We start from the raw sequence: 24,047 nt of genomic DNA, 5'->3' as shown, positions 1-24,047 counted from the left end.
CAGCGCGTTTAGCGCCACGCCGTTCATCTTCCCGTTAGCTACGGTAATCTAGAACCGCGGTGGCGCTCGCTTCGGGCCGTACCCCGCGCTGTGTCCCCGTCGCCCCCAAGGCGAGCGCGGGACGCGGCGTCAAATCATTTTGCGACTGAGGAAACCGACATGATCCGTACCGCTCCCGCTCCGCTTGGCCGCCTGCGCCCGGTGCGCACCCTCCTGCTCGGCACCATCTTTGCCGGCTTCGCCATCACCGGCGCCTCCGCCGATACGCTGAGCGTCACCGGCATCACGTCGGCCGGCGCTGCCGGGATGTACCAGGTCTCGGTCCCCACGGTCGAAGTGATCGACGGCAACATCAATGAAGGCGCGGTACGTGGCCTGTTCAGTGGCGCCCCCGGCGCGCTCGACGCATTGGCCACCCTCGACGCCAAGTCGGTCACCATCCCCGAAATCAAGATGACCTACCCCGGCTATGGCGATGGCGGCGCCCCGATGGTCGTCACCTATCGCGACGTCACCCTCACCGACGTCACCGACGGCGTCGCCGCTGCCGCCCATGTCGGCGGGGCCGATTTCACCGGCGCCGAAAAGACCACCGGCACCTTCGGCGAAATGTCGATCGGCCGCTTCGACCTTGCGGGCCTGCTCTCCTTCTACGGCCTCACCACCACCGTCACTGCCGGCACCGAGATGAAGGAGGTCTATTCCGACTTCAAGTTCTCCGGCGGCACGCTATCGGGTGGCGACGTGTTCAAGTGCGAGTTCGGCACCGCCGCACTCGGCAGCTTCAGCGCCCGCCCGCTCAAGCAGAACTTCGCCGAGATCAATACCCTCATAATGGAAGCCGAGGCCGCGCAGAAAGCCGGCACCGAGGTCGCGCCGGCGACCGTCGACAAGCTCGTCCGCTTCTATGCCGATATCTTCACCGCGTTCTCCTCGACGCCGATGACCTTCGATGGCTTCAGCTGCTCGGGCAAGGACGAGAAGGGCAACCCGCTCACCGTCGCCTCCGGCCCGATCACCGTCGGCGGCTTCCAGCCCGCCATCTACCCCGAGATCTCGCTCAACGATTTCAACATGACCGTCGAGAACGACGGCTTCCTGAACTTCGGCAACTTCACCTGGAAGAAGATGGACTTCACCGCCGCCATCGCGGCGATCGAAGCGGCCACCACGCTCGATGAAGCCTATTTCGCCGCCAATTGGCGCAAGCTCGTCCCCTATCTCGACGGCCTGAGCCTCGCCAACCTCAACATCGACGTGCCCGATCCGGAATCCTCGGGCAAGCGCATCACCGGCACGATCGGCGCCTTCGACGCGACGCTCGGCAATTATGTCAACGGCATCCCGGCCGATATCGCACTCAGCCTCGGCAACTTCATACTGCCGATCACTGCCGAAATGACTGACCTCCCGGTCGCCGACCTGCTCGCCCGCGGCATCGACAAGCTCGATATCTCGCTCGGCACCAAGCTGGCCTGGGACAAGGACACCTCGACCATCAAGGTCAATGACGTGCTGATCGACCTGGGCACGCTCGGCCGCATCAACCTCTCGGGCACCTTCGGCAACGCCACCGAGGCGCTGTTCGCCGATAACACCGACCAGGCCACCATGGCGGCTATGCTGCTCACGCTGCTCGACGTCACCGTCGAGGTCGAGGACCGCGGCATCGGCTCCATCGCCTTCGCCGCCGGCGCCAAGGATGCCGGCCAGCCTGAAGCCGCGTTCCGCACCGCCGTCGCCGGCATGGCCCAGGGCATGACCCTCGCCTTCCTCGGCAACACCACCGAAGCCCTGACTGCGGCCCAGCAGCTCGGCACCTTCCTCAGCGGTGCTTCGCACCTCAAGCTGACGATCACCGCCAAGGACACTGCCGGCATCGGTCTCGCCGATCTCGCCGCCGCGGAAAAGGATCCGACCGCCCTCGCCGGCAAGCTCAACGTAGTCGCCGAAGCCAGCGGCGAGCCGGTCGCGCTCCCCCTCATCGAGACTCCCACCGAGTCCGTCCAGGACCAGAAGCGCGACCTCAAGGCCCCGGCTACGGCGCAGTAAGCCTGGTCTCTCCACACCCACCGAACGGCACCTCCCCCCTTGTGGGGGAGGCTGGGAGGGGGCGCCGCAAGCACCGGCCCCACATCTTCTGCACCTGCAACATAGGACTCTTGTCCCCTCCTCTCCTTAGGCGCACTATGGTGGCCTGAAAGGAGGACTGCCGATGCAAGTCGAGAATATCCTTCAATCCAAGGGCCACACCGTCCACACGGTGGAAGCTGGCGCGCCGCTCTCCGAGGCCCTGCGCATTCTCAATTCCAAGAAGATCGGTGCCGTGGTCGTCGTCGACGCCAAGGGCAAGGTCGCGGGCATCCTCAGCGAGCGTGACATCGTCCGTCACCTCGAAAAGGATCCCGTCGCGGTTCTCGCCGGTCCGGTGCGAAACGTCATGACCACCAAGGTCATCACCTGCACATCTGCCGGCTCGATCTCGGACCTCATGGAAACCATGACCCGCAACCGCATCCGCCACATCCCCATCGTCGAAAACGGCAAGCTCACGGGCATCGTCTCGATCGGCGACGTGGTGAAGCGCAAGATCGAAGAAGCCGAGCAGGAAGCCAACGCGCTGAAAGAATACATCGCGTCGTAGCGATCGGCGTCACCCAGCCGGATTCAGCCACAACCTCGATGCCCACCTCCCCCTTGACGGGGGAGGCAAGCGAAGCTTGGGAGCGAAGCGACCTAGCGCAGCTCTGAGGGGGGTGCCAAGGCCACGATGTTTGCCCACCCCACCTTTCCAACCTTTCCGCGATTTCACCTTGCCGCAACGCCCCGGCAAGCCGACGCACCGCATCCTCCCCTCATTGCCGCTCACCCGATGGGAGACCACGATGACCTCGACCCGTGCCACCGTCCTCGCCGCCCTTGTCGCCGCCCTCGGCCTCACCGCCATGAGTCCCGCTTTCGCCGCCGGCCCAGATCGCCACCGTGACGAAGGCCGCACCCTCGAGTTCCGCCGCGACGCCGGCGGCAACGCCTTCCGCTTCGCCGAGTTCTCCTGCAACGACCGGGCCGCCGATCGGCTGGAGCACCGCCTCGATCGCATGGCCGGCAAGCTCGAGCTGAGCAAGGACCAGGAGAAGTTGTTCGAGGACTTCCGCACCACCGCGCTCACCGCGCAGACCGATTTCGCCGACAAGTGCGACACCATTCGTCCCGCCGCCACCGCCAGCAAGAACGAGCGCCCGGACTTGATCCAGCGCCTCGAGCAGCGCCTCAAGTTCGACGAAGCCCGCCTCGCCGCGATGAGCGAACTGCTGCCGCAGTTCAAGAGCTTCTATGCCAGCCTCACCGACCAGCAGAAGCGCGAGTTCGCCCCACGCGGCCGCGTGATCATGCAGGGCATGGAGTTCCAGCACCCGGGCAAGCACCTGCCCCATCCCCCCGCCCCGCCCGCCGGCGCCGATTTGGACGGCTGACCCCAGTCCCCGCCGGTCCCAGCCCCAACAAGACCGGCCGCGACGCCGTCCCCTGAGAGGCCCCGGTGTCCCCTCCCGCCGGGGCTTCTTTTTGCCTTGCCGACATCGGCGCGTACTGACCCCAGCCTATCTTTCGCGCCGCACCGCCCCCTTTTTCCACACGCCGTGTTGCCGCCGTCATCGCCCTCCGCTAACCATCGATCTCCCTCCTGCGAGCGCCCCGATGACCGCCCTGCCCCTCGATACCGCCCTGATCCGTGCCGAGTTCCCCGCCTTCCGCGAACCGAGCCTCGAAGGCTGGGCCTTCTTCGAGAACGCCGGCGGCTCCTACACCAGCCAGCAGGTGCTCACCCGCCTCGATCACTATTATCGCGCCACCAAGGTGCAGCCCTACGGCTTCTATCCCGCCTCGCGCGAAGCCGGTGGAGCCATGGACCTCGCGCATCGCCGCATCGCGCAGGCGCTCAATGTCGGTATGGACTGGATCCATTTCGGCCCTTCGACTTCAGGCAACACCTACACGCTCGGCCACGCCTTCGCGGGCTGGCTGAAGCCCGGCGACGCCATCGTCGTCACCAACCAGGATCACGAGGCCAATGGCGGCGCCTGGCGGCGTCTTGCCGACCGCGGCATCGTCATCCGCGAGTGGCAGGTCGACCCCGAGACCGGCCACCTCGATCCCGCCGCGCTCGACAAGCTGCTCGACTCGAAGGTCCGCGCCGTCTGCTTCCCGCACGCCTCCAACATCGTCGGCGAAATCAACCCGGTCCACGAGATCGTCCAGAAGGCCAAGAGCTTCGGCGCCGTCACCGTCGTCGACGGCGTCTCGTACGCCCCGCACGGCCTGCCCGATCTGCTCGAGCTCGGCTGCGACATCTACCTGTTCTCCGCTTACAAGGTGTACGGGCCGCACCAGGGCGTCATGGCCATCCGCCCCTCGCTGGCCTCCGAACTCCCCAACCAGGGCCATTTCTTCAACGACACCCAGCCGCGCAAGCGCCTCGTCCCCGCCGGCCCCGACCACGCCCAGATCGCCGCCTCCGCCGGTGTTGCCGACTATCTCGAGCGCGTCGGTGAACTCGCCGGCGACAGCGTCGAGGGCGCCAATCCGTTCCGCAAGGCCCACGCCGCCATGCGCCGCCAGGAGGAAATCCTCCTCGCCCCGCTGATGGAGTTCATCCGCACCCGCAACAACGTCCGCCTCATCGGCCCAAGCGATCCAGCCAAGCGCGCGCCCACCATCTCGCTGGCGCTGAACGAGCTAGCCGTCGAAGCCGCTGATCGCCTGTCGCGCCACAAGGTCATGGCCTCGGGCGGCCATTTCTACGCCTACCGCCTGCTCGAAGCCCTCGGCCTCAACCCCGGCCACGGCGTCCTCCGCGTCTCCTTCACCCACTACACCTCCGAGGCCGAAGTGCAGCAATTGATCGAAGCGCTGGATGCGGAGCTGAAGTAGGCTGTCACGTTACTTCAGGTAATGAAGATGCGAGGGCCTGGAAGATGACTGACAAACCATCGACGCAGGGAGCACCAACCCTCACCGAAGTCCTGCTCGAGGCCCTGAAGGGCGCGGCGAAGGCACACGGCGCATACGAGGCAAAGGAACTGGCCGGCGTCTACGACGACAACTGGCCTCAATGGTACGCCGAACACATGACGCACGCCCTGGAGGAGGCCGGCTACCGCCTCACCAGAGCCGAGACGACCGGCAGGTAAGCTAACCGGCCGCGAACGCTGTTTGATACCCGCTGGAGACTGCATTGGCTAAGTCGGTTTCCTACGCCAAACAAACGATCGCCAACCCCAACCCTCTGGCCCGTTTCGCGCACCGCTCGCGGCACCAGCTCTCGCTGTCGTTGATCGAAAGCCGCTCGCCGCCCGGCGGGTTGATCGTGGATTTCGGCGCCGGCACCGGCGAGATGTTGCACCAGCTCGGCGAACGTCGGCCGGATCTGCGGCGCGTTGCGATCGAGCCGTACATGCAAGTGCACCACGCCGGCTTCGCGCACCTGGCGAACCTCGCCAAGGTCGAGCCCGGGACCGTCGATGTCCTTACGGCGTTCGAAGTCCTGGAGCACCTCTCGGATCAGGATGTCGCCGGCTTCATCGCCGACGCAGTTCGCGCCTGCAAGCCGGGCGCCGCCCTCATCCTCTCCGTACCGATCATGCAGGGGCTCGCGCTGCCCTTGAAGGAACTGAACCGGATACTGCTGTTCCGCCGTCCCTCGGACCATTCGGTGCAGGAACTACTCCAGGGCTTCATCGGGAATCCGGTGCAACGGGCCTCCGATATCCGACGCTCACACAAGGGCTTCGAGCATCGCGCGCTGCGGGCCCTGATGCAGCGAACCTTCGACCTGCAATCGCATTTCAGCGCCCCCTTCACCGCGCTGCCGTGGTGGCTGAACTCCCAGTCGTTCCTGGTTTTCTCCGTCCACGACCCGAGACCGGCTACCCTGCCCCATCACTAACCCTGATCGTCCTCATCGCCAAAATCCGTTCGACGCGCCCCCGCCGCACCGGCTACACAGCGCCGATGTCTCGCCCGCTCGCCGTCCTGCTTCTGCTCATCGCCACTGCCATCTGGGGCTTCGCCTTCGTCGCGCAGAAGTCCGCGATGGATTATATGGGCCCGATGACCTTTGCCGGCATCCGCTTCCTGCTCGGCGGCGTAGCGCTCCTGCCCTTCGCCATCTTCGAATTCCGCGCCAAGCGTGCCAATGTCGCCGCCCTCACCCGCCAGCAATGGCTGCTGATCGGCGCACTATCGCTGACCTTCTTCCTCGCCTCCGCCATCCAGCAATACGGGCTGATCTACACCAGCGTCACCAATTCCGGCTTCCTGACTGCGCTCTACGTGCTGTTCGTGCCGCTGATCGCTTGGCTCGCCATCCGTATCCGACCGCACCCGGTGATCTATCTCGGTGCGCCGCTGGCCCTCATCGGCATCTTCTATCTCAACGGCGGCCACCTCGCGGCCTTCAACGCCGGTGATGGGCTGATGGTGCTGAGCGCCGCGTTCTGGGGCGGGCAGGTGTTCCTCATCGGCTACCTGAGCCGCCAGACCGGCCTGCCGGTGGTGCTCTCCGCCCTCAGTTTCCTCGTGGTCGGCGTGCTGTCGCTGCTCGTCGCCTTCGGCTTCGAGGCGCCCGATTTCACCACCATCGGCAATGGCTGGCTCGAAATCCTCTATGCCGGCATCATGTCCACGGCCATCGCCTACACCCTGCAGGCCATCGGCCAGCAGCACGTGCCCGCCGCCAACGCGGCCATCATCCTCTCGGCCGAAAGCCTGTTCGCCGCGCTCGGCGGCGCGTTGCTACTGGGCGAACGCCTGCCCCCCGTCGGCTATGCCGGCGCGGCGCTCATCTTCTTTGCCATCATCATCGTGGAAGCTGTCCCGGCGCTGCAGCAGCGCCGGGCGCCCGCCTAGCACTACTTCTGTCGCGTCATCGGGTACTCCTTGCAGAGCACCACATAAATGCAGACCTTGACGTCGAGGTTGTTGGCGCTGCGCAGCGCTATGAACGCGTCGCCGGTCTGCCCGAACAGATGCAGCTTGCCCTTCCAGCGGTTCTTGCCGTTCAGCTTGGCGTGATCGAGGATCACCTTGTTGAGATACGGCCGGTTCTTGTCGGTGTCCATGTGGTCGCGCAGGCCCACCACCGTGATGCACAGCTGCGTATTGTCGTCCCCGCACAGGCTCGCCAGCCAGTCTGAACTCTTGTCCGGATGCCACATCCCAGTCACGTCGGCGCTCTGCGCCAGGCTCGGCGTCGCCATCGCCGCCGCCATCAACAAACCCAGTCCGGCTTTCAGAAACCCAGTCATGTAGCTCTCCAGCAGCCCTGCCCGCAGACTATCCGCTATGGGCTGAAAATGTCGCCATTATGAAAGTCTGTCGTCATCTGCTTGTCACGTCGCCTCAATAGCTTGCGGGTGTCCGGGGCGTCCCCCATTGCCCCGGCCTCTACCCAGTTGCACCCGCCATAATGGCAACTGGACGGTCTTTATGAGCAGGACATCGCCGCCAACTCGTATGTCCTGTGCCGAGCCCCAATTCGGCATTTTATCGGCCGCCCCCGCCAGGCGGCCGATTTTTTGTTGAGAGCTTCCGATTGGCCTCGCCGCCGCCGCCAGCCTGCGGCATGAACACCCGCATGGCCAAGCTCTACTTCTCCTACTCCACGATGAACGCCGGCAAGTCGACGCTGCTGCTCCAGGCGTCCTATAACTATGTCGAGCGCGGCATGCGCACGCTCCTCTTCACCTCCTCGCTCTATGCCGAGGGCGATGTCGGCCGCATCACCTCGCGCCTCGGCATCTCCGCCGACGCCGAGATGTTCGGCGGCGAGGACGATCTGTTCCAGCGCGTCAACGATCACCTGCAGGAATCGAAGGTCGATTGCGTCTTCGTCGACGAGGCGCAGTTCCTCACCTCAGATCAGGTCTGGCAGCTCGCCCGCGTCGCCGACCGGCTCGATGTCCCGGTGATGTGCTATGGCCTGCGCACCGATTTCCAGGGCAAGCTATTCGCCGGCTCCGCCGAACTCCTCGCTGTCGCTGACGAGCTGCGCGAAGTCCGCACCATCTGCTTCTGCGGCCGTAAGGCCACCATGGTGGTGCGCCGCGATGCCGAGGGCGGCGCCCTTCGCGAAGGCAATCAGGTCTCGATCGAGAAATCCGTCTATGTTTCCCTCTGCCGCCGCCACTGGGAAGAAGAAATCGGCCGCTGGCCCCCGAAAGGACCTCGCGCATGACCACCGAAGGCCCCGACCATAACGAGCCGCACGGCGGGCTCACTATCCGCACCCTCGCCATGCCGGCCGACACCAATCCGGCCGGCGACATCTTCGGCGGCTGGGTGATGAGCCAGATGGACATCGCCGGCGCCATCGCTGCAGTCGAGGTGGCGCGTGGCCGTGTCGTCACCGTGGCGGTCGAGGCGATGACCTTCATCGCGCCGGTAAAGGTCGGCGACATCCTGTGCGTGTACACCACCGTCGAACGCGTCGGGAACACCTCGATCACCATCGACGTCGAGTCCTGGGCCCGCCGCAATCGCCTCGCCGACCGGGTGAAGGTCACCGAGGGCCGCTTTGTCTACGTGGCGCTCGACGAAAACGGACAAAAGCGCGTCATCCCACGCTGATCCGACGCCAGTCTGAGCGCCCGGTTCAGCCCCCGTTCAGCCGCGAAGCGGCAATCTGCCCACCATCACGTCCCGGGATGGGTGGCCTCTACCCGGTGATGATGGGGGAGGCGCTGCGCGAGGGATTCCGCGCGGCGCCCTTCCTCCCCGCGGTGAGGGCCCTCCGGCCCTCATCCGTCCTGCCCCCAAACTTTCCTCCACCCTGTTGCTGCTCCACCCTTCCAACCGTCATGCGCGGGCGCTACGCTCACCTGAGTTGATCTTTCGGTTCGGGGCATTTCGATGAAGCAATTCTTGGCGAGCCTGACTGCACTGGCCGTTCTTGTTCTCGGCACTTTCGCCGCCACCGCGGCCCCGATCGGCAGCCCGGCCTGGTCGGTCCGTCCCCTGGTGCTGTTCGAAGGGCCCGGCACTGCTTACGACGTCACCGGCGAGATCGACGGCAAGGTCCGCATCTATGTCGATCGCTGCTCCAGGCAGTGGTGCCGCGTCCATTCCGGCCACGTCGCGGGCTGGACCAGCCTCTACGACATCGCCTTCGGCAAGGTCATCCGCCACCCGTGGCAACTCGCCCCTATCCCCTACAAGTCGGGCGGCCCGGGCCTCGTCTGCCTCTATGAAGGCCACAACTTCACCGGCGACGCGTTCTGCGCCAAGTCGGGCGCCCGCGTTCGCGATTTCCTGCTGCTGCATGCCGACAATCGCTATTCCTCCGTTTCCATCGAAGGCGATGTCTCGGTCGACCTTTGCCGCGATCGCGACTTCCACAGCTACTGCGAGCGCATCAACGACAGCGAAGGCGCACTGCACGGCTTCCTCGACAACAACGTGAGCTCGATGCGGGTCTACTGATCCGCCTCGCGCTACAGTACAAATGGTCCGCAGCCCCCCGGCGCGGGCCGTTTCTCCGTTGTAATTCAGTCGATTTCCTTTCGAATCGCGAATAATCCTGTGCTCGGCCGCATTGGCGTGCAGCACACCTGCCTGCACCGATCTGCGCCCGCGGAACCGGACCCGGCCCGCCAATCAGGGAACACATCATGAAGCGTCTCCACCTCGTCGCCGCCGCAGCGCTTGCCGCGCTCGCCGGCTTAGCCGTCGCGCCTGCCTTCGCCGCCCCCAACGCCCATGTGCTGCAGGACTCCAACGTCCGCAAGACCGCCAACCCCAACTCACCGGTGGTCAACTCGGTCGAGGCCGGCCAGCTGGTCACCGTCGTCGATTGCCAGGGCACCGTCTGCCTGATCCAGATCCCCGGCCCCGACGGCTGGGTGCGCCAGAACCGCCTCGGCGGCCTCAACAAGGGCAAGCCCGCCTCCAACGTGCCGTTCAGCTTCAGCTTCGGCGTCGGCGGTGACGGCAAGCCGTCCATCTCCATCGGCGTCGGCAACCAGCCCAAGCCCCAACCGCTCCCCGAGCCGGTCGAGGAAGACCAGGTCTGCTTCTACAAGAACGCCAACTTCAACGGTCAGAGCTTCTGCGTCGAGCCCGGCGACAGCGATGACGCCCTCGGCGGCAGCTGGAACGACTCGATTTCGTCGATCGAGGTGTTCGGCGATGCCGACGTGTTGGTCTGCCGCGATTTCGATCTCGAAGGCATCTGCGCCGACATCAGCTCGTCGAAGTCTTCGCTGCCTAACCAGCTCAACAACAACATCTCGTCCTTCGAAGTTAACTAACGCTCTGAGCCTGAACGCCGCCCCCGGGATGACGCCTCGTCCCTCCGGGGCGGCGTTTGCATTTTGGACGCATTCCCCACCAAGGATTGGAACTCCCTTGCCGGCCGGCCGTTCTCGCCACGCGGCGACAACACTCGAAGCCTGCCCCCAAGGAACGCCCCAGAGCGTCACAAAGAGAGGACTCCCCCCCATGTACCCCATCAAATTGGCAGGAGCAGCCGCGCTGCTCCTCGGCTCCCTGTTTTTCGCCGGCGCAGCCAATGCCGCCGTCGCCACCAGCACCGTCAACGTCCGCAGCGCACCAGTGAGTGGCGCCGTCGTCGACGTGCTCCGCCCCGGCCAGGAGGTCGAGATCGACCGCTGTTCCGGCGGGTGGTGCTACGTGCTCAAGTCCGGCCCCGATGGCTGGGTCTCCGCCAGCTATCTCAGCGACGATGATTCCGGTTACGACGACGGCTCCGGTTACGACGACGGTTCGGGCTACGATGACGAAGACGACATCGATACCCGCGTCATCGTTCCTGATCGACCGGGGCCGGGCCGCCCCGACGTCGACGTCAGCATCGGCTTCGACGTCCCCGGCTTCAACTTCCAGGTCGGCTCCGGCGGCTTCGACATCCGTCCCGGCCGTCCGGGCGGCACCCGTGATCGCGTCTGCTTCTACGAGCGCACAAACCTGCGCGGCGACAGCTTCTGCGCCCGCCCGGGCGAGCGTCTCGCTCGCCTCGGCCGCTGGGACGACACGATCTCGTCCATCGAAGTCCGCGGCGATGCCCAGGCTCTCATCTGCGAGCGCCCCAACTTCAACGGCCGCTGCATCGTCATCTCGCGCACCGTCGGCAACCTCCGTGGCGCCACCGGCGAAATCAGCTCTATCCGCGTCCGCTAACCCGGCTCGCTTCGCCCCCTCGAACGCCGCCCCTCACAGGGCGGCGTTTTTCATCGTGCTAGCGCCGGAAGATCGCGTCGAGCAGCTGCCGCTCGATCCGCGCCAGGTCCTCGGCGCCGCGCAAGCGCGGGCGCTCGTGTTCGACCAAGATGTCGAGCGCAATCTTCCCCTCGTCCAGCACGATCACCCGATCGGCCAGCGCGACCGCCTCGGCAACGTCGTGCGTCACGAACAATGCCGTAAACCCCTGCTCCTGCCACACCCGCTCGACCAGTCCCTGCATGGTGATGCGGGTCAGCGCATCGAGCGCTCCAAGCGGCTCGTCGAGCGCCAGGAAGTCCGGCCGGCTGACCAGCGCCCGAGCCAGCGCCACGCGCTGCCGCTGCCCGCCCGATAGTTGCGACGGCCAATCGTCTGCCTTCTCGTCGAGCTGCACCTCGCGCAGCGCCGCCAGCGACTTGTCCCGCGCCGTGCGGCCGGTCTGACCCGGTCCCAGTCCCACCGCCACATTGCCGGCGACGCGTTCCCACGGCAGCAGCCGCGGCTCCTGGAATACGATCCGGGCATTCGGCGTCACCGTTTCGCCGGCCGAACCAATGAAACTGATCCGTCCAGCGGTAGGCTCGTCGAGCCCAGACAGCAGCCGCAGCAAGGTGCTCTTGCCGCACCCACTCTTGCCGACGATGGCGAGGAACTGCCCGGCCGGCACTTCGAGATCCAGGCCGCGCAACACCGAGACATTACCGAACGACTTATCCAGCCCCTCGATGCGGATGCCGACCGCACCGCTGCGCTCTACCGCAGGGGACGGCGCCCGCGGGCCATACTCGGGCTCGATCGTCTTGCCCCACGCGTTGAACTTGCGTGCTGGTTCGATGTGGCTCATCGGATCACCCTTTCGCCGGAGTCTGGTATGCGGGATGCCATTGCAGCGTCCGCCGTTCGAGGAAGCGCGCCGTGGCGTCGGCCAGCTTGCCGAGCAGCGCGTAGATCACCAGCGCCAGCACCACCACGTCGGTCATCATGAATTCGCGCGCCGAGTTCGCCATGTGCCCGATGCCCGACGATGCATTCATCGTCTCGGCCACGATCAACGTCAGCCACATGATGCCGAGCGAGAACCGAAGCCCCACAAAGATCGAGGGCAGCGCGCCCGGGAAGATCACCTTGCGGAACAGCGTCCAGCCGCTCATCCCGTACACCCGCCCCATCTCGATCAGTTGCGGATCGACCGTCCGCACCCCGTGCAGCGTGTTGAGATAGATCGGGAAGAACACCCCGAGCGAGGTGAGGAACAGCTTCGCCTCCTCGCCGATCCCGAACCACAGGATCACCAGCGGAATCAGCGCCAGGTTGGGAATGGTGCGGAGCATCTGCAGCGTCGTATCGGTGAGCCGGTGCGACAGGCTCGAGACACCATTGGCGAGCCCGAGCAGAAAGCCGATCGAGCCGCCCACGAAAAGCCCCGATAGCGCCCGCTGCGCGCTGACCGCGATATTGACCCCGAGTTCACCCGAGACCGTTTTGTCCCAGAAGGCACGGAGGACGTCGAGCGGCGCCGGCATGAGCCGGTTGCCGATCAATCCCAGGCTCGACGCAACCTGCCATGCGACGACGATGGTCGCCGGCAGAAGCAGGGGCAGCGCGCCGCCCAGCCGGGACGAAATCCAGCGGCCGGCCTGGCGGAGGTTTGGCCCGCCCGGCAGGGCGGCCTGTTTGGGAAGATCGGCAACCAGGGTCATTTGGCCTCTCCTCAGAGCTCGGGCGCGTACCAGAAGACGTCGGCGATCGAGAGCTTCTTGGGAATGATCCCGAGACCGAAGAACTCGTCGGCGAGCGCCTGCTGGTAGGCGAGGATGGTTTCGTCGAGCGGCTGGATGGCGCCGAGGTCGGCGCCCTTGCGGGTGAGGGCGATCTTCTGGATCGGCTCGGGCACGCCGGTCACCGCGGAGATCTTGCCCACGGTAGCTTCGATATCGGCCTGTGCAGCCTTGCCCACCTTGGCGAGCTCGTCGATCACCTCGGCGACGATCGTCGGGTTGGCCTTGGCGTAGCCGCCATTGGCCAGGTAATAGCCCCAGGAGTCGACGATGCCTTCGGTCGTCACCAGCACGCGCGTGTCCGGCGCCTGTTCGGCGATCGCATAGTAGGGATCCCAGATGATCCAGGCGTCTAGCTGGTTGCTGGCAAAGGCCGGCGCCGCATCGGGCGGGCCCAGGTCCAGCGCGTCGATGTCGGCCAGCGTCAGCCCGGCGGTGCGCAGCGCCTTCACCGCAAAGTTATGCGCGCTGGAGCCGCGCTTGAACGCCACCTTCTTGCCCTTGAGGTCGGCGATCGACTGGATCGGCGAGTCCTTTTTGACGAGGATGGCCGAGCCGGCAACGCTGCTCTTGCTGGCCGCGACATAGACCAGGTCACCACCCGCCGCCTGTGCGAAAAGCGGGGGAATGTCGCCGGTCGAACCGAAGTCGATGGCGTTGGCGCCGAGCGCTTCGAGCAACGGCGGGCCCGAGGTGAACTCCGCCCAAGTCACCGTGATGCCGAGCGGCGCCAGGCGCTTTTCGATATCGCCCGAGGCCTTGGCGAGCGCAAACACGCCGCCCTTCTGCCAGCCGATGCGGAATTCCTTGGCCGTGTCCTGGGCTCGTGCCACGCCCGGCAGGATGCTCAGCGCCGACGCGGCGGCAAATAGCTTCAGTGTCGATCTACGATCGATCATGGTCGTCTCCATCAGAATTGTTAAAAGTCAGGCGATGGCGCGCAGCGGCTCGGCCGCCTCGACGCGCTTGCTTTGCAGCCGCCAGTTGAGTTCGTCCGCCACCCGCTCGATCCGCCCCAGCAACAGCGGATTGTGCGGCTGGTAGTCGGCGAAATCCGGCTCGGTGGCATAGATCCCAGTGGCGATGATGTCGGCCGAAAAGAACGCAAACAGCGGCCTCAGCCCGTGGTCGATCACCAACGCATGCCGCTCGCTGCCGCCGGTCGCCGACAACACGATCGGCTTGTCCTTCAGCGCCTTGGGTTCGATCAGGTCGAACAGGTGCTTGAACAGCCCGGTATACGTGCCCTTGTAGACGGGCGAGCCGACGATCAGCGCATCCGCGGTGGTGATCTCCGCGATCAGTTCCTGCAGATCCTGCGGCGCCTGCCGCGGGTCCAGCGTCGAGCCCAGCGAGGGGTGGATCTCCGTCAGGTCATAGATCGACACCGCTGCGCTCGAACGCTTCGCCGCGGCGTCGGCTATGGCCTCGACGAGGTTGCGGGTACGCGAGGGTTGCGACGACGAGCCGGCAAAGCCGACGATCTTGAGGTTGTTGGTCATCACGCGCTCCGCTCTTCCAGGGTTTCGGCACGCTCGACGAACCGATTGACCGGCCGCTTGAGACCCAGGTTCTCCCTGAGCGTCGTGCCTTCGTACTCAGTCCGGAACCAGCCGCGCTTCTGCAGCACCGGCACCACCTGGTCGACGAAGTCGGTGAGTCCCGTCGGCAGCACCGGCGGCATGATGTTGAACCCGTCCGCCGCCCCACCGTGGAACCACTCGCCGATGGCGTCCGCCACCTGCTCGGGCGTCCCGACCACTGTCCGGTGCCCACGAGCCGTGGCGAGCGACAGATACAGCTCACGCAGCGTCAGCCCGCGCGCCGCGAGGTCCGACACCAGCTTCAGCCGGCTCTTGTTGAGCTCGGTATCGGTGGGCAGCGGCGGCGCCTTGTCGTCGAGCGAATAGCCCGAGAGATCGACCCCGACATAGTATTGCTTGAGGATCGACCAGGCGATCGTCGGGTGCACCAGCGACTGGATGAACTCGTAGTTCTCCTGCGCTTCCTTCTCCGTCCCGCCCAGCACCGGGAAGATCCCGGGCATGATCAGCAGTTGCTCCGGCCGGCGACCGAACTTGGCGAGCCGCCCCTTGACGTCGGAATAGAACTCCTGCGCATCGGCCAGCGTCTGGTTGGCAGTGAAGATCACCTCCGCCGTCCGCGCCGCCAGCTCACGGCCCGGCTCGGAAGCGCCGGCCTGCACCACCACCGGCCGGCCCTGCGGCGAGCGCGCCACGTTGAGCGGCCCGGCGACATCGAAGAACTTGCCGTGGTGGTTGACCTTGTGGACCTTGTTGGGGTCGAGAAAGATGCCGCTCTCTTTGTCGCGGATCAGCGCATCGTCCTCGTAGCTGTCCCAGAGGTCGAGGACGAGATCGACGACTTCCTCGGCGCGCTCATAGCGATTGGCGTGCGCCGGGTGGCCGGCAATGGAGAAGTTCTTCGACACATCGGCGCCAGTCGTCACCACGTTCCAGGCACCGCGGCCCTTCGAGACATGGTCCAGCGAGGCGAACTTGCGCGCCAGGAGGTACGGGTCCTCGTACGTCGTCGAAGCCGTCGCCACGAACCCGATGTGACTGGTCACCTGCGACAGCGCCGACCACAACGTCACCGGCTCGAAATGCGCCGAATGGCTGACCCGGCTGCGGGTCTCGGGATCCTTGTCGCCATCCCAACCCGCCGGGCTGTCGGCCACGAACACCAGGTCGAACTTGCCGGCTTCCGCCGTCTCGGCCAGCCCGCGATAGTGGTCGATACTGTGCCCGGCATCGGCGTCCGCATCCGGATGGCGCCAGGCCGCGATATGGTGCCCCGTCGCCATGATGAAGGCGCCGAGCTTGAGCTGTCTGTTCTCGGTGGTCATTTCGGCATCTGTCCCCGGTGCCGCGCTCCATGCCCGGCTTCGATGTCTATTAAACTACTAAATCACTATACATTGTCGACTGATGGCTTTGCGCCGATCTCGCGCTTCGAGAGCTTTTTTTGCCCCGTGGAGCAGAATTCCCGGGAACGGCGAGCCCCGCGACTCAAGACTGAGTGGTTTCCGCGGCCGACGTTCAGCGCCTTGTCAGCCGCCATATGCTGCTCTGTCGCCGGCCGCACCACCCAGCACTTCCACCGGACCCCCTTCCCCACCCCCGAATACCGCGACGGCCGCATGGTCAAGCAAGGCTCCTCTGTCATCGTCACCCTCTCCTCTACCGGCGCCCATCTCTCGGGCCGCGATCAGATGAAGCACTCGACCGGCGGCTTCGGCACCGCCTGCGCCACCATCGAGTCACATCCCGCACCCTTGCCGCCGAGCTCGGCCCGCACGGCATCCGCGTCGTCTGCCTCCGCTCCGAGGCCATACCCGAGACCTGGCCTGTGGCCCCCGAGCACGCCGAAATGTTCAAGGAGTTCAAAGCCTACATGTCGTCAGGCACCATCCTCGGCCGCATGACCACCCTCGCCGAGATCGCCAACGCCGCCGCCTTCGCCGCCTCCGACCGCGCCACGGCCATCAGCGGTGCTATCCTCAACGTCACCTGCGGCTCGGTCATGGACGCGGATTGACCGCCAACAAACCGTCGTTCTGCACGCGATTTCCACTGCAACGATAAATACACATTACCCTGTTGCTTGTGACAATATCTGCTGACATCATCCGCCCCCAGTTATTCTGTTGGTATCTGAATATTCGACACGGGGCGAATGCGATGAACGACAGTTGGCAGAATGTTGTGCTGCGGAACATGCATCCGAAGCTGCGGATGTTCTCTAATTGCGACCCGGACGTCAGTTCCGCCAAATCTGAGGTACAGCCGGCACTACGAGTAAAGACCCAGCAACTGGCCGCGGTCACGCCGCCCGTTGCCACGGCCATAGCGCCCGCCGACGCGCCGCGTCGCGGCACCGCAAAGAAGAGCGGCGTCGATGTGCAGGCGCAGCGCGAGGCCGTCGAAGTCAGCGTCTTCGTGCGTGCGACCGACACGCTGCCGCCGGTCGCCGGCCAGCAGACCCTGCGCGGCATGGGCACTCGGCGCATGTCGCTCGACGAGGCATATGATCTCGCCCGCGACGGCAGCACCATCTTCATCGAGCCGGCCGACGCGCTGAAGCTGCCGCGCCCGTTCAAGGGCAGCGCTGGCGCCACTGCTCCCGCTGCCCGCGCACCCGATGCCACCGCGGCTCAACTCGGCGACGGCAAGGGCATGATGATTGGCATCATCGATGTCGAGGGCTTCGACTGGGCCCATCCGGACTTCATCTCCGACGGCAAGTCCCGCTTCGTCAGCATCTGGGACCAGGGCGCCAAGGAAGGGCGCGACCGCAAGGGCCTCAAGCGCGGCCGGGTCATCACCGCTGCGGCGATGGAGGCGGCGCTCGCCGACGCCGAGGCCATCCACGTCTCGCCACACGATCTCGAGCCGCAATCCCAGATGGTCGTCGGATCGCACGGCACCCATGTCGCCTCGATCGCCGCGGGCAACAGCGGCATCTGCAGCGGCGCCGAGATCGCGGCGGTGCTGATCGCGGTGCCCGAGGACGAGATGGATCGCCGCACCTCGTTCTACGATTCTACCACCCTGCTCGATGCCATCTATTACCTGCTCGATCTCGCCGGCGAGCGCCCTATCTCGATCAACATCAGCCTGGGCACCAACGGCCACGCCCATGACGGATCCAGCATCCTCGATCGCTGGATCGATGCATTGCTCACGGAACCGGGCCGCTCCATCTGCATCGCCGCCGGCAATGCCGGCCAGGAACGACCCGAGGCACCCGACGATCTCGGCTACATGATGGGCCGCATCCACGCGAGCGGCAGGATCGACGCCCAGGGCCTCGACCATATCCTCGAGTGGCAGGTGGTCGGCGACAAGATCAAGGACGCCTCGGAAAACGAACTCGAAATCTGGTACGAGCCGCAGGACCGTTTCGCCATCAGCATCCGCCCGCCCGATGGCGACTGGATCGGCCCGGTGCAGCCCGGCGAGTTCATCGAGAACCATCAGCTGCCCGACCGCACCCTGATCAGCGTCTATAACGAGCTGCACCACCCCACCAACGGCGCCAACTACATCGCCGTTTATCTCAGCCCATTCTTCGGCACTGACGTGATCGTCGGCATCCCCTCAGGCACCTGGGAGGTGAGGCTGCATGGCCGGGTCATCCGCGACGGCGCCTTTCACGCCTGGATAGAGCGCGACGATCCGGCCGATCTTGGCGACGGCAACTACTTCTGGCCCTCGTTCTTCACTGAAGCCTCGCATGTCGACACTTCGTCGGTCAGCGCCCTCGCCTGCGGCCAGCGCGTCGTCTCCGTCGCAAATCTCGATGAACTGAAGCGTCGCGCCCACATCACCTCGAGCCAGGGCCCTACCCGCGACGGCCGCCTGAAACCTGACATCACTGCCCCCGGCACCCGGATCGTCGCCGCCAACGGCTTTGGCGACCCGGACAACCTGTGGATCGAGATGACCGGCACCAGCATGGCCAGTCCCTATGTCGCGGGCGTCGTCGGCCTGATGCTCGCCGCCGAGCCGACGCTCACCGCCGCGCAGATCCTCGGCATCATCAAGGCCACGTCCCGCCCGCTGCCCGGCGCCACCTACAAATGGGCCAACGATCTCGGCTTCGGCGTCATCTCGCCGGCCGCCTGTGTCGCCGAGGCCTCACGCGCACTGGATCGCATCGAGCTCAAGAAGTCGGCTCCGGCAAAGCCGGCCATCGCCGCCGGCGCTGCCGCCGCCGGCCCGGCGCGTCGGCGCAACGCCCCTCCAAAAGCCGTTCCAACCCGCCGCCCCCCGACCGCCGAGGACAAGTCATGAAGATCACTCTCCTGCCCTCCGGCAAGGGCGATTGCCTGTTGCTCGAAGCCGGCGCCGTCAGCATCCTCGCCGACGGCGGCATGCCCGACGCCTATGCCGCCGAAGCACGGGGCTTCCTCGGCAAATGGGCCGAGGACACCGGCAAGCATTTGGATCTGGTCTACGTCTCGCATGTCGACCAGGACCATATCGCGGGCGTCCTGCAACTGCTTGAGGACACCGTGCTCTGGCGCGTCTACGACCACAAGCATGGCCACGGCCTGCCGGCCACCAAGCCGTCCTTCCGGAAGCCGCCCGAGGTCAAGCGCATCTGGCACAACGCCTTCAAGACCATGGTCGATGAGTCCGAGGCCATCGGCAGCGTGCTCGCCTCCCGCGCCAACAGCCTCTCCAGTTCTTCCACCCCGACCCTGCTTCGCCTCGCCGACGCCTTCCGCTCCGTCGCCAACTCCATCCCCGAAGCCATCAAGGTGTCGCGCCGCATCGCCGCCGACCAGTTGAACATCCCACTAAACGGCGAATTTGGTCACTTGCTCGCCATGGTGCGCGGCCAGGAGGTGATCAGCCTCGCCCCCGGCAGCACCCTCGAAGTCCGTATTATCGGCCCATTCAAGAAGGATCTCGAAATCCTCCGCAAATACTGGAAGAACTGGCTCGCCGATGCCGGCAACGCCGGCAGCGTCGCCAAGCTCGAAGCCTGGCTCGAGGACAACGAAGGCCCGGTCCCGCCCGGCTTCGGCGTCTCGATCGACGACGAACTGGGCCACCGCCAGAGCGTCACCGAGCCCAACCTCGCCTCACTGATGTTGCTGCTCGAGGAACCCAAGGCCGGCGGCAGCGTCACCCGCGTCATCATGACCGGCGACGGCCATTCCGAGGATATCCTCTCCGGCCTCACCCATCACGGCCGCCTCGCCGATGGCGGGGGCCTGCATGTCGACGTGCTGAAGCTCCAGCACCACGGTTCCGAGAACAATCTCGACCGCGCATTCGTCAAGCGCATCACCGCCGACAACTACCTGATCTGCGCCAATGGCGAGCACGAGAACCCCGACCTGCGCGTCCTCGAAGTTCTGCTCGACTCGCGCCTCGGCCCGGCCGACAAGCTCTCGCCCAATCCGGAGGCTGGACAGCCCTTCACTATCTGGCTCAACTGCAGCACGGCCTACCTGGAAAAGCAGCAGGCCGCGTTCATGGCCAAGAACAACAACAAGCCGTCCGATAAGCTGACCAAGTGCCTCGCCCAGTTCGCCGCTATCGAGCAGAAACTCGCCACGGCCAAGCAACAGAGCCACGGCCGCCTCAAGCTGAAATACCTGAAGAACAAACCGCTGGAGCTGGAGGTCTGAGCCGGGGCTGAAAATCCCCGGCGCCGCATGCTAGTCTCCGCCAATCCAGCGGAGCCCTCCTCATTCCTGACTCCATCCACATCGGCGGTGCCGTGCATCGCCCGCTTGCGGAGATCGGCATCGACTACATTCGCAGCCCCGGCCCCGGCGGCCAGAACGTCAACAAGGTGGCCAGCGCCGCCCAGCTCCGCTTTGACCTCATGGGCTCGCCATCGCTCCCCGAGCCGCTGAAGCACCGCGCCGCCGCCCTCGCCGGCAGCCGCCTCACCACCGACGGCGTCATCGTCATCACCGCCAATCGCTTCCGCAACCAGCCGCAGAACCGCGACGACGCCATCGACCGCCTGACGCAGATGCTTCGCGCCGCCCTCGTCCCGCCGAAACCGCGGCGCCCCACCAAGCCCACCTTCGGCTCGAAGCAGCGCCGCCTCGAAGGCAAGACCCAGCGGGGAGCTGTCAAGAAGCTGCGAAGTTCGAGGAACTTCGACTGAGCTTTTGGCTACGCCGAGAGGCTGGCCCGCGCCGCCGCGCCCACTTCCGCCTCGCCAATGAACACCGGCGGGGGCATCTCATCGCGATGCTCCGCGTAGTCCGCCTCGATATGTGCCTTGAACTCATCAATATCGTGCTGGAATTCCTTGGCCGACGACTTCAACCCAGCGTCCGCCATCATCCGCCCCACCAGCGGCCCGCTCGATTTGCTGAAGATCTGCGTCAGCCGAGTCCCCGTCGCCGTCTCCTCGAGCCGCAACTCCGTCAGCCCCGTCACCCCCTTGATGGGGATCGGTGGAATGTACTCCACCACCATCTGCTCGAACGGCTCCCACTCCAGCACCGTCAGCGGAATGATCGCATCCCCGTGGTAGCACTGGAACACGCTGCCGACCGCCACCCGGCCGCCGCTCTTTCGGTTCACGTCCAGGCGAGTCGCCGCCAGCAGCACCATGTAGTGCTCGGGCTGCACCAGATAGTCCCACACCCGCTCGCGCGGCAGGTCGATCTCGGCGCTCACCTGCATCAGCGTGCGATCCGGCGGAATCGTCACCCGCGTCAGCCGGCGCTTCTCTTCCCAAACCGGGTGCATGTCCTCGATCCAGACCTGCACGGTGCCGAAATTCTCGTAGCTCTCCTCATGCACCACCAGCCCCTCGGTCCCAAGCCCGAGCTTGTTGAGCGCCGCATCGGTGAACAGCGTATAGGCCCGGAACCCAGTCACCTCGGTCACATGGTTCTTCAGCAGCCGATGGATCAGGATCACGTCCGAGCCCACCAGCTCGTCATGCGCATCGAGCTTCTGCACCCCGAATTCGCCGTGATGCACGAAGAACTTCAGGTCCAGCGACCCGATATTCCGGCACGCATTGCAGGGGCACGTCGTGTTGTGCACCATCCGCTCGATCGCCCGGCGGAAATCCACGTACGTGTCCTCGATCGTCTCGGCGAATGTCTGCCCGGTAAGGAAGTTGTCGCTGAGCCCATAACTGATCACCGCATCCCCCGCGAGCCGCGAGATCACCAGCGGCGGCCGCGTATCCCGGATCAGCAAATTCAGCAGCGCCGTCAGCGTCTGCTGCGCATGCTCCAACTCCGACGCCCCCAGGTACTGGGTATAGCCGGTGATGTCGGCGATCAGGAAATAGCCAAGCCGGGTGGCCACCATAACCCCTCCCCCGCCGCGAGGGCAGTTTGTCACGAAACGGGGCCGGGGTGGTAGAGGGGCGATCGGATCAGCGCTTCGCCGATCTCATCGCCTCGGTGATCGCCACCGTCTCGACGCTCACCCACGTCACCCGCCCGATCAGGTCGATCCCCTTCTCCTTGTAATCGGCGAAGCGATAGGTGTTGAACCTCTCGCGGATGGTCGGGTCCTTCGGCGTCTTTTCCTTGTACTGGTCGAGCACCCATTCAACGCCGAGCGGTTGCCGAGCTTACCCCTGCGCACGCTACCCCGCCTTCAAGCCAACTACCACCCCGTCACCCGCCACAAATCCTCCCCAATTTGCACTCCAATCTACTTTGCATCGCAAACCGAGCGCCCGCCCCATGTCCGATCTCGACAAAGCCCTGGCCGACATCGTCGAGATCAAGTCCCGCCTCGCGCAATCCAGCGAGTTCCTCGGCCTCGGTCCCGCTGCCCTCGCCACCTCCGGCGCCCTCGCCTTCGCGGTTGCTGCGCTACAGTCGATCCTCCCCGGCGCCGCCGAACCCGCCGCCTACTTCGCCGCCTGGGTGCTCACCGCTATCCTCGCCGTCGCCCTCATCGGCGCCGAGATGCTGCGCCGCTCGCGCCGCCATCATGCCGGCCTCGCCGACCAGATGATCCGCGAAGCCGTGCTCAACTTCGTGCCTTCAGGCGTCGCCGGCGCCGCGCTCCTCGCCTTCTTCGCCCGTTTCGCGCCCGAGCAACTGTGGCTGGTGCCCGGCCTGTGGCTGATCCTCGTCAGCCTCGGCATCTTCGCCGCCGCCCGCTCCCTGCCCCGCGCCATTGCGCTGGCCGGCGCCTGGTACCTGCTCTCCGGCTTCACCGTGCTGATGCTCGCCGCCGCCGACCACACTCTCTCGCCCTGGCACATGGGCCTGCCCTTCGCCATCGGCCAGTTGCTCGTCGCCGCCATCGTCCACCGTACCTCGGAGGCCGCCAATGTCCGCTGAGTCCGACGCCCCCTTCGCCTATGACGGGCTCGATCGCGTCATCCACGAAAAGGCCCGCCTCGGCATCCTGACCTCGCTCATCAGCCGCCCCGACGGCCTCGCCTTCAACGACCTGCTGCGCCTCTGCGGCCTGACCCAGGGCAACCTCAGCCGCCACCTCGCCGTACTGCAGGAAGCCGGCCTCGTCGACATCCACAAGGGCTACACCGGTAACCGCCCGCTCACCGAAATCCGCCTCACCCCCGCCGGCCGCCAGCGCTTCCTCGATTACCTCGGCGTCCTTGAACGCGTCGTCCGCGACGCCTCGGCGCGAGCCAGCACTCCGAATGCTCAACCAAAGCTCCGCCCAACCTGACGGCCCCCTCTGATCCTCCCCCGCGTGGCGGGGGAGGAGGACCGGCGAAGCGGGTGGAGGGAGCGACCCAACCATCAGTCCCCGTCACCGAGCACAAATCATGCCTACCCCTAACGCTCACTCATGAGGTTTACAATGCAAACCACTCCCCACCACAAACTCCACGTCGCCATCATCATGGACGGCAATGGCCGCTGGGCCGAAGCGCGCGGCCTTCCCCGCCCCGCCGGCCATGAGGTCGGCGCCGATGCAGTCCGCGCCGCCGTCCGCACCGCCATCGCCAACGATGTCGGCGCCCTCACCCTCTACGCCTTCTCCACCTACAACTGGCGCCGCCCCGAGCCCGAAGTCGCCGGCCTCATGGCCTTGCTCCGCCACTTCCTCCTCGTCGAAGCCCGCCAGCTCCGCGACAACAATGTCCGCATTTCCATCCTCGGCCGCCGCGACCGCCTGCCGCTCGGCCTCGTGAAAGCCATCGCCGTCGCCGAACGCACCACCGCCGCCTGCACCGGTCTGCACCTGCGCATCGCCATCGACTACTCCGCCCGCGACGCCATCCTCGCCGCCGCAGGCCAGGGCCTCACGCCCGAAGCGGTTGCCGCGCAGCTCGGCACCGAGGACGTCGACTTCCTCATCCGTACCGGCGGCGACCAGCGCCTTTCCGATTTCCTGCTGTGGGAATGCGCCCAGGCCGAGCTCTATTTCACCAAGACCCGCTGGCCCGATTTCGGCCCCGCCGAGTTCGACTCTGCCCTCGCCGACTATACCAGCCGCACCCGCAGCTTCGGCGCCATCCCGGCATGAAGACAGCGGCGCGTTCGGATGGAACGCGCCTCCACGCTTACCTCTTCCCCAACCC

Annotated in this window: 27 protein-coding genes; 19 read left to right on the top strand and 8 right to left on the bottom strand. The window is 65.8% G+C overall.

Going from position 1 to position 24,047, the window contains the following annotated elements; genetic code table 11:
• Positions 1 to 159: 159 nt before the first annotated feature.
• The 7 genes from AC1DWU_RS05040 to AC1DWU_RS05010 all read left to right on the top strand — a co-directional run bounded on the left by AC1DWU_RS05040 (position 160) and on the right by AC1DWU_RS05010 (position 6,906).
• Positions 160 to 2,052, top strand: a complete 1,893-nt coding sequence (locus AC1DWU_RS05040; protein ID WP_477148871.1) for a hypothetical protein — start codon at positions 160 to 162, stop codon at positions 2,050 to 2,052.
• Positions 2,053 to 2,215: 163 nt separating this feature from the next.
• On the top strand, positions 2,216 to 2,644 hold the full coding sequence (locus tag AC1DWU_RS05035) for a CBS domain-containing protein (RefSeq protein WP_477148870.1): 429 nt from the start codon (positions 2,216 to 2,218) through the stop codon (positions 2,642 to 2,644).
• A gap of 241 nt (positions 2,645 to 2,885) precedes the next feature.
• On the top strand, positions 2,886 to 3,473 hold the full coding sequence (locus AC1DWU_RS05030) for a Spy/CpxP family protein refolding chaperone (protein WP_477148869.1): 588 nt from the start codon (positions 2,886 to 2,888) through the stop codon (positions 3,471 to 3,473).
• Positions 3,474 to 3,696: 223 nt separating this feature from the next.
• Positions 3,697 to 4,929 (top strand): aminotransferase class V-fold PLP-dependent enzyme, encoded by a 1,233-nt coding sequence (locus AC1DWU_RS05025; RefSeq protein WP_477148868.1) that lies wholly within the window; start codon positions 3,697 to 3,699, stop codon positions 4,927 to 4,929.
• Between the two features lie 44 nt (positions 4,930 to 4,973).
• Positions 4,974 to 5,189: a hypothetical protein gene (locus AC1DWU_RS05020; RefSeq protein WP_477148867.1), complete on the top strand. Its 216-nt coding sequence runs from the start codon at positions 4,974 to 4,976 to the stop codon at positions 5,187 to 5,189.
• 44 nt (positions 5,190 to 5,233) lie between these two features.
• Positions 5,234 to 5,944 carry a class I SAM-dependent methyltransferase gene (locus tag AC1DWU_RS05015; RefSeq protein ID WP_477148866.1) on the top strand — a complete coding sequence of 237 codons (711 nt, stop codon included), beginning with the start codon at positions 5,234 to 5,236 and terminating at the stop codon, positions 5,942 to 5,944.
• 65 nt (positions 5,945 to 6,009) lie between these two features.
• Positions 6,010 to 6,906: a DMT family transporter gene (locus AC1DWU_RS05010; protein ID WP_477148865.1), complete on the top strand. Its 897-nt coding sequence runs from the start codon at positions 6,010 to 6,012 to the stop codon at positions 6,904 to 6,906.
• 2 nt (positions 6,907 to 6,908) lie between these two features.
• On the opposite strand, the gene AC1DWU_RS05005 is transcribed toward AC1DWU_RS05010, so the two are convergent.
• Positions 6,909 to 7,304, bottom strand: a complete 396-nt coding sequence (locus tag AC1DWU_RS05005) for a DUF2147 domain-containing protein (protein WP_477148864.1) — start codon at positions 7,302 to 7,304, stop codon at positions 6,909 to 6,911.
• A gap of 329 nt (positions 7,305 to 7,633) precedes the next feature.
• Here AC1DWU_RS05005 and AC1DWU_RS05000 point away from each other — a divergent pair, with 329 nt between their 5' ends.
• The 5 genes from AC1DWU_RS05000 to AC1DWU_RS04980 all read left to right on the top strand — a co-directional run bounded on the left by AC1DWU_RS05000 (position 7,634) and on the right by AC1DWU_RS04980 (position 11,193).
• Positions 7,634 to 8,233, top strand: coding sequence for a thymidine kinase (locus tag AC1DWU_RS05000; RefSeq protein ID WP_477148863.1), 600 nt, complete (start codon positions 7,634 to 7,636; stop codon positions 8,231 to 8,233).
• The gene (locus tag AC1DWU_RS04995; protein WP_477148862.1) at positions 8,230 to 8,625 is read left to right on the top strand and encodes an acyl-CoA thioesterase; all 396 of its coding nucleotides are present in this window, start codon (positions 8,230 to 8,232) and stop codon (positions 8,623 to 8,625) included. Before AC1DWU_RS05000 ends, AC1DWU_RS04995 begins: the two co-directional genes overlap by 4 nt.
• A 282-nt stretch (positions 8,626 to 8,907) precedes the next feature.
• Entirely contained in the window at positions 8,908 to 9,477 is a 570-nt protein-coding gene (locus AC1DWU_RS04990) for a peptidase inhibitor family I36 protein (RefSeq protein ID WP_477148861.1), read from the top strand.
• A 188-nt stretch (positions 9,478 to 9,665) separates the two neighbouring features.
• A complete protein-coding gene (locus AC1DWU_RS04985) occupies positions 9,666 to 10,304 on the top strand; it encodes a peptidase inhibitor family I36 protein (RefSeq protein ID WP_477148860.1) in 639 nt (212 codons plus the stop codon).
• A 190-nt stretch (positions 10,305 to 10,494) separates the two neighbouring features.
• Positions 10,495 to 11,193, top strand: coding sequence for an SH3 domain-containing protein (locus tag AC1DWU_RS04980; protein ID WP_477148859.1), 699 nt, complete (start codon positions 10,495 to 10,497; stop codon positions 11,191 to 11,193).
• Between the two features lie 58 nt (positions 11,194 to 11,251).
• On the opposite strand, the gene AC1DWU_RS04975 is transcribed toward AC1DWU_RS04980, so the two are convergent.
• Genes AC1DWU_RS04975 through AC1DWU_RS04955 form a run of 5 tightly spaced genes read right to left on the bottom strand, consistent with a single transcriptional unit; the run spans position 11,252 to position 15,882 of the window.
• Positions 11,252 to 12,079, bottom strand: a complete 828-nt coding sequence (locus AC1DWU_RS04975; protein ID WP_477148858.1) for an ABC transporter ATP-binding protein — start codon at positions 12,077 to 12,079, stop codon at positions 11,252 to 11,254.
• A 4-nt stretch (positions 12,080 to 12,083) separates the two neighbouring features.
• Positions 12,084 to 12,935 (bottom strand): ABC transporter permease subunit, encoded by an 852-nt coding sequence (locus AC1DWU_RS04970; RefSeq protein ID WP_477148857.1) that lies wholly within the window; start codon positions 12,933 to 12,935, stop codon positions 12,084 to 12,086.
• Positions 12,936 to 12,946: 11 nt separating this feature from the next.
• On the bottom strand, positions 12,947 to 13,912 hold the full coding sequence (locus AC1DWU_RS04965; protein WP_477148856.1) for an aliphatic sulfonate ABC transporter substrate-binding protein: 966 nt from the start codon (positions 13,910 to 13,912) through the stop codon (positions 12,947 to 12,949).
• 27 nt (positions 13,913 to 13,939) lie between these two features.
• Positions 13,940 to 14,515: an FMN reductase gene (msuE, locus tag AC1DWU_RS04960; RefSeq protein ID WP_477148855.1), complete on the bottom strand. Its 576-nt coding sequence runs from the start codon at positions 14,513 to 14,515 to the stop codon at positions 13,940 to 13,942.
• The gene (locus AC1DWU_RS04955; RefSeq protein ID WP_477148854.1) at positions 14,515 to 15,882 is read right to left on the bottom strand and encodes an LLM class flavin-dependent oxidoreductase; all 1,368 of its coding nucleotides are present in this window, start codon (positions 15,880 to 15,882) and stop codon (positions 14,515 to 14,517) included. Before AC1DWU_RS04955 ends, msuE begins: the two co-directional genes overlap by 1 nt.
• 215 nt (positions 15,883 to 16,097) lie before the next feature.
• On the opposite strand from AC1DWU_RS04955, the gene AC1DWU_RS04950 reads away from it, so the two are divergent.
• The 4 genes from AC1DWU_RS04950 to arfB all read left to right on the top strand — a co-directional run bounded on the left by AC1DWU_RS04950 (position 16,098) and on the right by arfB (position 20,672).
• Positions 16,098 to 16,574: an SDR family oxidoreductase gene (locus AC1DWU_RS04950; protein ID WP_477149064.1), complete on the top strand. Its 477-nt coding sequence runs from the start codon at positions 16,098 to 16,100 to the stop codon at positions 16,572 to 16,574.
• Positions 16,575 to 16,717: 143 nt separating this feature from the next.
• Positions 16,718 to 18,832: a S8 family serine peptidase gene (locus tag AC1DWU_RS04945; protein WP_477148853.1), complete on the top strand. Its 2,115-nt coding sequence runs from the start codon at positions 16,718 to 16,720 to the stop codon at positions 18,830 to 18,832.
• Positions 18,829 to 20,181 (top strand): MBL fold metallo-hydrolase, encoded by a 1,353-nt coding sequence (locus AC1DWU_RS04940; protein ID WP_477148852.1) that lies wholly within the window; start codon positions 18,829 to 18,831, stop codon positions 20,179 to 20,181. Before AC1DWU_RS04945 ends, AC1DWU_RS04940 begins: the two co-directional genes overlap by 4 nt.
• A gap of 62 nt (positions 20,182 to 20,243) precedes the next feature.
• A complete protein-coding gene (gene arfB / locus AC1DWU_RS04935; protein ID WP_477149063.1) occupies positions 20,244 to 20,672 on the top strand; it encodes an alternative ribosome rescue aminoacyl-tRNA hydrolase ArfB in 429 nt (142 codons plus the stop codon).
• Between the two features lie 8 nt (positions 20,673 to 20,680).
• On the opposite strand, the gene AC1DWU_RS04930 is transcribed toward arfB, so the two are convergent.
• The gene (locus AC1DWU_RS04930; protein WP_477148851.1) at positions 20,681 to 21,838 is read right to left on the bottom strand and encodes a DUF2652 domain-containing protein; all 1,158 of its coding nucleotides are present in this window, start codon (positions 21,836 to 21,838) and stop codon (positions 20,681 to 20,683) included.
• Between the two features lie 70 nt (positions 21,839 to 21,908).
• On the bottom strand, positions 21,909 to 22,082 hold the full coding sequence (locus tag AC1DWU_RS04925) for a hypothetical protein (RefSeq protein WP_477148850.1): 174 nt from the start codon (positions 22,080 to 22,082) through the stop codon (positions 21,909 to 21,911).
• 142 nt (positions 22,083 to 22,224) lie between these two features.
• Between AC1DWU_RS04925 and AC1DWU_RS04920 the strand changes: the two genes are divergently transcribed.
• From AC1DWU_RS04920 to uppS, 3 genes are all read left to right on the top strand, one after another.
• Positions 22,225 to 22,833: a hypothetical protein gene (locus AC1DWU_RS04920; RefSeq protein WP_477148849.1), complete on the top strand. Its 609-nt coding sequence runs from the start codon at positions 22,225 to 22,227 to the stop codon at positions 22,831 to 22,833.
• Positions 22,823 to 23,188, top strand: a complete 366-nt coding sequence (locus tag AC1DWU_RS04915; RefSeq protein ID WP_477148848.1) for a transcriptional regulator — start codon at positions 22,823 to 22,825, stop codon at positions 23,186 to 23,188. Before AC1DWU_RS04920 ends, AC1DWU_RS04915 begins: the two co-directional genes overlap by 11 nt.
• A gap of 135 nt (positions 23,189 to 23,323) precedes the next feature.
• Positions 23,324 to 23,992, top strand: coding sequence for a polyprenyl diphosphate synthase (uppS, locus tag AC1DWU_RS04910; RefSeq protein ID WP_477148847.1), 669 nt, complete (start codon positions 23,324 to 23,326; stop codon positions 23,990 to 23,992).
• The last annotated feature ends 55 nt before the right edge of the window (positions 23,993 to 24,047 follow it).

It is taken from the genome of Devosia sp. P2_G7 (assembly GCF_056403495.1).
This window is presented reverse-complemented; position numbering and strand designations above follow the sequence as displayed.

Coding starts and splice junctions, on each gene's coding strand:
- AC1DWU_RS05040 (WP_477148871.1), top strand. CDS start 160: ATGATCCGTACCGCTCCCGCTCCGCTTGGCCGCCTGCGCCCGGTGCGC.
- AC1DWU_RS05035 (WP_477148870.1), top strand. CDS start 2,216: ATGCAAGTCGAGAATATCCTTCAATCCAAGGGCCACACCGTCCACACG.
- AC1DWU_RS05030 (WP_477148869.1), top strand. CDS start 2,886: ATGACCTCGACCCGTGCCACCGTCCTCGCCGCCCTTGTCGCCGCCCTC.
- AC1DWU_RS05025 (WP_477148868.1), top strand. CDS start 3,697: ATGACCGCCCTGCCCCTCGATACCGCCCTGATCCGTGCCGAGTTCCCC.
- AC1DWU_RS05020 (WP_477148867.1), top strand. CDS start 4,974: ATGACTGACAAACCATCGACGCAGGGAGCACCAACCCTCACCGAAGTC.
- AC1DWU_RS05010 (WP_477148865.1), top strand. CDS start 6,010: ATGTCTCGCCCGCTCGCCGTCCTGCTTCTGCTCATCGCCACTGCCATC.
- AC1DWU_RS05005 (WP_477148864.1), bottom strand. CDS start 7,304: ATGACTGGGTTTCTGAAAGCCGGACTGGGTTTGTTGATGGCGGCGGCG.
- AC1DWU_RS05000 (WP_477148863.1), top strand. CDS start 7,634: ATGGCCAAGCTCTACTTCTCCTACTCCACGATGAACGCCGGCAAGTCG.
- AC1DWU_RS04995 (WP_477148862.1), top strand. CDS start 8,230: ATGACCACCGAAGGCCCCGACCATAACGAGCCGCACGGCGGGCTCACT.
- AC1DWU_RS04990 (WP_477148861.1), top strand. CDS start 8,908: ATGAAGCAATTCTTGGCGAGCCTGACTGCACTGGCCGTTCTTGTTCTC.
- AC1DWU_RS04985 (WP_477148860.1), top strand. CDS start 9,666: ATGAAGCGTCTCCACCTCGTCGCCGCCGCAGCGCTTGCCGCGCTCGCC.
- AC1DWU_RS04980 (WP_477148859.1), top strand. CDS start 10,495: ATGTACCCCATCAAATTGGCAGGAGCAGCCGCGCTGCTCCTCGGCTCC.
- AC1DWU_RS04975 (WP_477148858.1), bottom strand. CDS start 12,079: ATGAGCCACATCGAACCAGCACGCAAGTTCAACGCGTGGGGCAAGACG.
- AC1DWU_RS04970 (WP_477148857.1), bottom strand. CDS start 12,935: ATGACCCTGGTTGCCGATCTTCCCAAACAGGCCGCCCTGCCGGGCGGG.
- AC1DWU_RS04965 (WP_477148856.1), bottom strand. CDS start 13,912: ATGATCGATCGTAGATCGACACTGAAGCTATTTGCCGCCGCGTCGGCG.
- msuE (WP_477148855.1), bottom strand. CDS start 14,515: ATGACCAACAACCTCAAGATCGTCGGCTTTGCCGGCTCGTCGTCGCAA.
- AC1DWU_RS04955 (WP_477148854.1), bottom strand. CDS start 15,882: ATGACCACCGAGAACAGACAGCTCAAGCTCGGCGCCTTCATCATGGCG.
- AC1DWU_RS04950 (WP_477149064.1), top strand. CDS start 16,098: ATGCTGCTCTGTCGCCGGCCGCACCACCCAGCACTTCCACCGGACCCC.
- AC1DWU_RS04945 (WP_477148853.1), top strand. CDS start 16,718: ATGAACGACAGTTGGCAGAATGTTGTGCTGCGGAACATGCATCCGAAG.
- AC1DWU_RS04940 (WP_477148852.1), top strand. CDS start 18,829: ATGAAGATCACTCTCCTGCCCTCCGGCAAGGGCGATTGCCTGTTGCTC.
- AC1DWU_RS04920 (WP_477148849.1), top strand. CDS start 22,225: ATGTCCGATCTCGACAAAGCCCTGGCCGACATCGTCGAGATCAAGTCC.
- AC1DWU_RS04915 (WP_477148848.1), top strand. CDS start 22,823: ATGTCCGCTGAGTCCGACGCCCCCTTCGCCTATGACGGGCTCGATCGC.
- uppS (WP_477148847.1), top strand. CDS start 23,324: ATGCAAACCACTCCCCACCACAAACTCCACGTCGCCATCATCATGGAC.